The 6,884-nt window shown below is 73.4% G+C and carries 7 protein-coding genes; all 7 read right to left on the bottom strand.

Annotated features, from left to right (window positions below; translation table 11 throughout):
* Positions 1-1,391: type I polyketide synthase (locus G5C65_RS28200; protein WP_206442364.1), on the bottom strand; the 1,391-nt coding region annotated here is incomplete at its 3' end.
* 11 nt (positions 1,392-1,402) lie between these two features.
* On the bottom strand, positions 1,403-2,824 hold the full coding sequence (locus tag G5C65_RS28195) for an FAD-dependent monooxygenase (protein ID WP_165301843.1): 1,422 nt from the start codon (positions 2,822-2,824) through the stop codon (positions 1,403-1,405).
* On the bottom strand, positions 2,821-3,291 hold the full coding sequence (locus G5C65_RS28190; RefSeq protein ID WP_165301842.1) for a nuclear transport factor 2 family protein: 471 nt from the start codon (positions 3,289-3,291) through the stop codon (positions 2,821-2,823). Before G5C65_RS28190 ends, G5C65_RS28195 begins: the two co-directional genes overlap by 4 nt.
* Positions 3,292-3,335: 44 nt before the next feature.
* Positions 3,336-3,770 (bottom strand): nuclear transport factor 2 family protein, encoded by a 435-nt coding sequence (locus G5C65_RS28185; RefSeq protein WP_165301841.1) that lies wholly within the window; start codon positions 3,768-3,770, stop codon positions 3,336-3,338.
* Complete coding sequence (locus G5C65_RS28180) at positions 3,770-4,834, bottom strand: MupA/Atu3671 family FMN-dependent luciferase-like monooxygenase (RefSeq protein ID WP_165301840.1); 1,065 nt, start codon at positions 4,832-4,834, stop codon at positions 3,770-3,772. The genes G5C65_RS28185 and G5C65_RS28180 overlap by 1 nt, the downstream gene beginning before the upstream one ends.
* Positions 4,831-6,333 (bottom strand): NAD(P)/FAD-dependent oxidoreductase, encoded by a 1,503-nt coding sequence (locus G5C65_RS28175; RefSeq protein ID WP_165301839.1) that lies wholly within the window; start codon positions 6,331-6,333, stop codon positions 4,831-4,833. The genes G5C65_RS28180 and G5C65_RS28175 overlap by 4 nt, the downstream gene beginning before the upstream one ends.
* On the bottom strand, positions 6,330-6,884 hold a 555-nt coding region (locus G5C65_RS28170), incomplete at its 5' end, for a phosphopantetheine-binding protein (protein WP_241266109.1). The genes G5C65_RS28170 and G5C65_RS28175, both read right to left, overlap by 4 nt.

The following is a 6,884-nucleotide window of genomic DNA, read 5'->3' as shown; positions in this document are numbered from 1 at the left end:
GGGGGCTCGGGGGCCTCCTCCAGGATCAGATGGGCGTTCGTCCCGGAGATGCTGAACGCCGACACCCCGGCCCTGCGGGGCTGCTCGGCGCGGGGCCAGTCCACCGGCTCGGTGGTCAGCCGGACCGCGCCGGACTTCCACAGGACCAGCGGGGTCGGTTTGTCGATGTTCGGGGTGGCCGGCAGCCGCTCGTGGCGCAGCGCCATCACCATCTTGACGACGCTCGCCATCCCCGCCGCCGCCTGGGAGTGCCCGATGTTCGGCTTGATGGAGCCCAGCCACAGCGGCCGGTCCGGCGGACGGTCCTTCCCGTAGACGGACAGCACCGCCTGCGCCTCGATCGCGTCGCCGATGGCGGTCCCGGTGCCGTGCCCCTCGACCGCCGAGATCTCGCGGGGCGAGAGCCGCGCGTCGTCCAGGGCCGTCCGCATCAGCTGCTGCCTGCTGGGGCCGTTCGGCGCCGCCAGGCCGGTGCTGGCGCCGTCCTGGTTGACGGCCGAGCCGCGGATGAGCCCCAGGATCCTGCGGCCGCCTCGCCGCGCGTCGGACAGCCGCTCCAGCAGCACCAGGCCCGCGCCCTCGCCCCACACCATGCCGTCCGAGCCCGCGGCGAAGGGCTTGCAGCGCGCGTCGGGAGCGAGCTGACGCTGGTTCGCGGACAGCAGGAACGTGTTCGGGGTGTACATCACGGCGGAGCCGCCGGCCAGCGCGAGACGGCTCTCGCCCGAGCGCAGCGCGCGGCAGGCGAGGTGCATCGCCGCCAGCGACGAGGAGCAGGCGGTGTCCACCGACATCGCGGCGCCGACCAGCCCCAGCGTGTACGCCACCCGGCCGGAGGCGACGCTGGCGGCGTTGCCGTTGCCCAGGTGGCCCAGCAGCCCGTCGGGCGGGTACCGCAGCCGGGCGGCGTAGTCGTGGTACGAGACGCCCGCGTAGACGCCGGTGTCGCTGCCGCGCAGGCTCCGCGGGTCGATGCCGGCGCTCTCCACCGCCTCCCAGGCGACCTCCAGCAGCAGCCGCTGCTGCGGCTCCACCGCCAGCGCCTCCTCGTCGCTCATCCCGAAGAACCCCGCGTCGAACTCGGCCGCGTCGTAGAGGAAACCGCCTTCTTTGACGTAGGTGGTGCCGGGGTGGTCCGGGTCCGGGTGGTAGAGGTTCTCCACGTCCCAGCCCCGGTCGGCGGGGAAGCCCGAGACGGCGTCGCGCTCCTGCTCGACCAGCTCCCACAGCTGTTCCGGCGTCCGGACGCCGCCGGGGAACCGGCAGCCCATCCCGACGATCGCGACGGGCTCGTGCCGGTCCGACTCCGCCTGCCTCAGCAGCTCCCGGGCGCGGTACAGCTCGGCCGTGGTCCACCGGAGGTAGTCGACGACCTTGGCCTCGTCGGTCATCGCGTCGTCCGTCATCGCGCCCCCACGGCGCCGCGCGACTCCAGATCCACGAGAGCCAGCTCCTGCGGGCTCAGCGGCGGCCCGGTCAGCTCAGGACGCATCGGGTCCTTCCCCACCAGGGCCATGAAGCCGGGGGTGCCCAGCTCCGACTGCGGAGCGGTCATGCTCATCACGTCGGTCACCACATCGCAGACCGCGGGCGAGCGGATCGACCGCTCGGCGACGAGGTCGGAGAAGTGCTGCCGCGCTGTCGCACCGCCGGTGAGGCGCGGATCACCGGCGCGGTTGCGGCAGTTGACGAACGCGATGTCCTTGGACGCGGCCATGATCCACGGGTCGTCCACGCGTTCGCCGATCGCCCGCTGCGTCCGCCGCGCGGCGCCGGGGCCGAAGGGCTGCGCCAGGTGCTCGTCCAGCGCTGCCGCCGCGCGCGCCGCGGAGCTCATCCCGTGGCCGTAGATCGGGTTGAACACGGCGAGGGCGTCCCCGAGGACGACCAGGCCGTCCGGCCACTGCTCCAGCCGCTCCGGGTACAGCCGGCGGTTGATGCCCAGCCGGGAGGCCGATATGGGGGTCAACGGCTCGGCCCTGGCGAGCAGTTCGGCGACGAGAGGGTCGCGCAGCGAGCGTGCGAACGGCAGATAGTCCTCCTCGCGGGTGGGCAGCGGGCCGCCCCTGGTGCAGGAGAGGGTGACGATCCACTGGCCGTTCTCCTGCGGGTACACCGCGCCGAAGCGGCCCGGCTCGCCGGTGCGGTGGTCCGCGGCGATGTTGACGGCCGGGAACGCGGCGGTCGCCCCTTCCGGCGCCCGGTACATGCGGCTGGCGTACGCCATGCCCACGTCGACGACGTCCTCCTCGACGGCGGGCAGCCCCAGGTCCGCCAGCCAGTGCCGCAGCCGGGACCCGCGGCCCGCGGCGTCCACGACGAGGTCCGCCTCCAGCAGTTCCCGGGCGCCGCTGTCGATGCCGCGCACCCGCACCCCGGTCACCCGGCCGCTGCCGCCGCACAGCTCCAGGGCCTCGGTGCGGTCGCGCACGGTGATCCGCCCGCCGGCGAGGATCTCCCGGCGGACCGTCCAGTCCAGCAGCGGGCGGGTGCACATGAGGCCGTACTGCCGCGGCGGGAAGCGGTGCTGCCAGCCGTGCGAGGTCAGCGTCACCAGGTCCTGGTGGAAGTTGATCCGGCGGGCCCCGGCGGCCAGCAGCCGCTCCGACATGCCCGGCAGCAGCTCGTCCACGATGCGGGCGCCGCCCGACCACAGGATGTGGCCGTGCCGCGCCTGGGGCGTTCCCCTGCGGTGCTCCGGACCTCCGGGCAGCGTGTCGCGCTCCACGACGGTGACGGACTCCAGATGCCGGGCGAGCACATGGGCCGCCAGCATTCCCGACCAGCTTCCGCCCAGCACGATTCCCGTTCGCGGTGCGGTCACCTTGCGCTCCTTTCCGGGCCGGCCTGCTTCGCCATCTCGGTGAGGTGCTCGGCGACGGTGGCGAAATGCCGGACGCCGGATTCCTGGGGCCCGTCCCCGACCTGGGTGTCGCTGATTCCCCAGAAGGCCCTGACATGACGGCTCAGGCCGTCCTCGCCGATTTCCATGATGCCGATGACATGGAAGGTCAGCTTCGTCGGGACATGCACGACGACCGTGGACGGCACGACCACATACCGCTCGTCCATCGAGGTGACCGCGCGCCCCGGCGTCTCGTGCACCTGGCAGGCGACCGCCTCGGCTATGCGCCTGCGCAGCTGCTCCTTTCCTCGGAGCGGCGGGGCGCCCACGGGATCCTCGAAGACGATGTCGTCCGCGAACATCCCGATGACACCCTCGATATCGCCCTCGCTGATCCGCCGGGCGTATTCACGGGTCAACCGCTTTCTGGTCTCCTCATCCGGCATGGTCTCTCCACTGCTGTCGGTATCGCTGGCCCCGGCGCTCGGGCTCAGCCGGCGCACTCCAGGTCGGACCGTCCCCAGAACGCCCTGAGGTCGTCGATGAGCCCGTCGCCGGCGGTTCTGATCATGAGGACGTACGCGAACGCGAGGCGCCCGCCGGCCGGTTCGGGAGGGGCCGTCAGCCAGCCCCGTTCGGCGAAGTCCGGCCCCTTGGGCAGATAGTCCATGACGGCGCTCACGGCGACGAGCGCATGCCGCGCGTCCTGTCCCGCGACCGGCTCGCCCGGCGTCTCGCGGAGATTTCCCTCGATGCTCCTCGCGAAGTGCGCGCGCAGCGCGGCGCGGCCGCTCTGCCGCCCCGAGCCGACGGGGTCCTCGAAGGTGACGCCCTCCGCGTACAGGGCGAGCAGGCCGTCCAGGTCCCCGGCGTTCACCCTCCGGTGGTGCTCCAGGACGAGTGCTTTCCGCCGCTGCTCGTCCATCAGCGCACCACTCCCTCGGCCGTCTTGCGGAGCGTGTTGATATAGGGCAGCCCGGCGAGAACGGCGTCGTCGTCGACGCCGAAGTCGATGAGGCAGGCGATTTCGTCCACTCCGGCGCTGTGCAGCTTCCCGGTCGTGGCCAGCGCCGTCTCCGGCGTGCCGAACAGCCCGTTGTTGTGGAAGTAGCGCTCGAAGGCGAACCGGGCGAGGTCGTCCCTCGTCTCCTGCGCGCCCTCCTGGCCGCCGGCCCCGGAGGATCCGGCCGCCCGGATCGACTGGTCCAGATGGGTGCCGATGTACTGGATCAGCGGGTCGCGCACGGTGTCGCGGACCTCTTCGAGGTCCTGCCCCAGAAAGGTGTGGATCATCAGGGTGACCCGTCCCGCCTCCGGGGCGTGGCCGCTTCGCGCGCGGGCCTCGCGGTAGGCGCGGATATGCCCCTCGACCTCGTCGAGCGTGGTGGCGACCAGCGCGGTCAGCACGTTGTGGCCCAGCTCGCCCGCGCGTATCCAGGTCGCCCGGGTGCCCACGGTGGCGATCCAGCGCGGCAGCTCGGGCTGGACGGGGCGCGGGAACGACTGCCGGGCGACCGGGCCGCCGTTCCCGTCCGTGCCGAGCACCGCCTCCTCGCCGCGCCAGAGCCGGCCGACGGTCTCCAGCCGCTCGAACATCTCCTCGCGCCGCCGGCCGTAGTCCGCGTCGGAGAGCGCGAAGTCGGTGCTGCTCCAGCCCGAAGCGGCGGCGATGCCGACGCGGCCGTGCGAGAGGTTGTCGACCATCGCCCACTCCTCGGCGATACGCACCGGGTGGTGCAGCGGAACCACCACGCTCCCGGCCCGGATCCGGACGTGCTCGGTGACCCCGGCGATGGCGGCGGCGAGCACCGAGGGATTGGGATAGGGCGCGCCGAACGTGCTGAAGTGCCGCTCGGGAACCCAGATGGCCTCGAACCCGTGGGTGTCGGCGAACTTCGCCGCTTCGAGCACGAGGTGGTAGCACTCCCGCTTGTGCTCGGAGCGGTCGTCGGAGAAGAAGAAGAGACTGAATGACGGCTGACGGCTCACGATGGCTGTCCCCCTCTGCCGGCCGTACGGGAAGCTGCGCTGGTGCTGTCGCCCTCGCCGGGGCCCGCGTCGGCGCGGGACCCCGCCGGGGCCGTGTGCCCGTTGCGTGCGGGGAGACCCGCCAGAGCCAGCTCCTCGGGGCGCAGCGGCGGGCCCGAGAGCTCCGGAAGGATCTCGTCCTTGCTCAGCAGCGCCAGGAAGCGGTTCGAGCCGAGCTCGGACGGGGGCACGGCCAGCGCGACCACCCCCGTCGCCACCTCGCTCACCGCCGGCGAGCGCAGGGCTCTGGCGTTGATGAACGCGGAGAAGCGGTGCCGGTCCGAGGCTCCGCCCGCCAGCCTCGGATCCGAGGTCCGCGCGCGGCAGTCGACGTAGCCGATGTCCTTGGAGGTCGCCATGATCCAGGGATCGTCCAGCCCCTCGCCGACGGCCCGCTGCGCCGCGCCGGCCCAGCCGGGACCGGGCTCGCGCAGCTGCGCCTCCAGCGCCGCCGCGCCGCGCGCTGCGGCGCTCAGCCCGTGGCCGTAGATCGGGTTGAACACGGCGACGGAGTCTCCGAGGGCGACCAGGCCGTCGGGCCACTGCTCCAGCCGCTCGGGATACAGCCTGCGGTTGGCGCCGAACCGGGAGACGAAGACCGGGGTCAGCGGCTCCGCCCGGACGAGGAGGTCGGCGACCAGCGGATCGGGCAGCGCCCGCGCCCAGGGCAGGAACTCCTCCTCGCGGGTCGGCAGCCGCGCCCCGCGGGTACCCGCCAGGGTGACGATCCAGCGGCCGTTCTCCTGCGGATACACCGAGCCGAAGCGGCCGGGCTCGTGCTCGGGGTGGTCGGCGAGGTTGACCGGGGGGAACGCGGCCGCCACCCCGGGCGGCGCCTGGTAGACCCGGGAGCAGTAGGCCATGCCCGCGTCCACCGCGTCCTCCTCGACGGGCGGCAGGCCCAGCCCGGACAGCCAGGCGCGGATCCGGGAGCCCCGCCCCGACGCGTCCACCACGAGATCCGCCTCCAGCGAGGACCAGCTGCCGTCCGCCACATCGCGCACGCGGACCCCGGTCACCCGGTCGCGGCCGCCGAGCGGTTCGACGGCCTCGGTGCGCGGGCGCACCGTCACCCGCGGGTCGGCCAGCACCCGCTCCCGTACCACCCAGTCCAGCAGCGGACGGCTGCACATGACGGCGAACTCCCCGGACGGGAAGCGGTGCTGCCAGCCGATGGCGGACAGCGTGATCAGGTCGCGCTGGAACACCACCCGGCGGGCGCCCGCCGCGAGCAGCCGGCCGAGCGTCCCGGGCAGCAGCTCGTCCACGATGCGGGCGCCGCCCGACCACAGGATGTGGCTGTGCCGTGCCTGCGGCGTCCCTCTGCGGTTGCGGGGGCCGTCGGGCAGGACGTCGCGCTCCACGACGGTGACGGACTCCAGATGGCGGGCGAGCGCCCGGGCGGCGAGCATGCCTGCCCAGCCGCCGCCCAGAACGACCCCGTGCTCGGGCCTGGTCATGACACGTCGCTCCCTCTGCCGAGGTCCTGGTCGATAAAGGCGAACAGCTCGTCCGTGCCGGCCGTCGCCAGCCACTCGGCCGTCCCCGCCCCGTTCGCCGCCGGCGCGCCGCTGCCGTTCGGGGACGGGCCGCCCAGCCTGGCCAGCACGCTCCTCAGCCGCGTACGCAGCTCAGCGCGCACGCTCTCGTCCTCGCCGTGGGCGATGGCCGTCAGCGCGCGCTCCACCCGGGGGAGATCGCTGATCACCGAGTCGGGCGCGGCCGCCTCCCGAGGGCCGAGCTCGTCGAGCAGATGGGCGGCGAGCTCGTCGGGGCTGGGGTGGTCGAAGACGTGCGGGGAGGTGAGATACACCCCGGTGGCGTCGGCCAGCCGCTCCGCCAGTTCGCTGATGGTCAGGGAGTCGAAGCCGATGTCGAGGAAGCCCCGGTCGACGGGGACGGCGCCGGAGTCGGTGTGCCCCAGCACATCCGCCGCGTGGGTCCGGACCAGGTCGAGCAGCAGGGCGTGCTGTTCGTCCGGCGGAAGCGCGGCGACGCGTCCGGCGAGCCC

Origin of the sequence: Streptomyces boncukensis (assembly GCF_011045075.1) — a bacterium.
Taxonomy (GTDB): Bacteria; Actinomycetota; Actinomycetes; order Streptomycetales; family Streptomycetaceae; genus Streptomyces; species Streptomyces boncukensis.
This window is presented reverse-complemented; position numbering and strand designations above follow the sequence as displayed.

Excerpts from the sequence above, each read along its gene's own strand:
- G5C65_RS28185 (WP_165301841.1), bottom strand. The coding sequence starts at position 3,770 with ATGGACGAGCAGCGGCGGAAAGCACTCGTCCTGGAGCACCACCGGAGG.
- G5C65_RS28175 (WP_165301839.1), bottom strand. The coding sequence starts at position 6,333 with ATGACCAGGCCCGAGCACGGGGTCGTTCTGGGCGGCGGCTGGGCAGGC.
- G5C65_RS28190 (WP_165301842.1), bottom strand. The coding sequence starts at position 3,291 with ATGCCGGATGAGGAGACCAGAAAGCGGTTGACCCGTGAATACGCCCGG.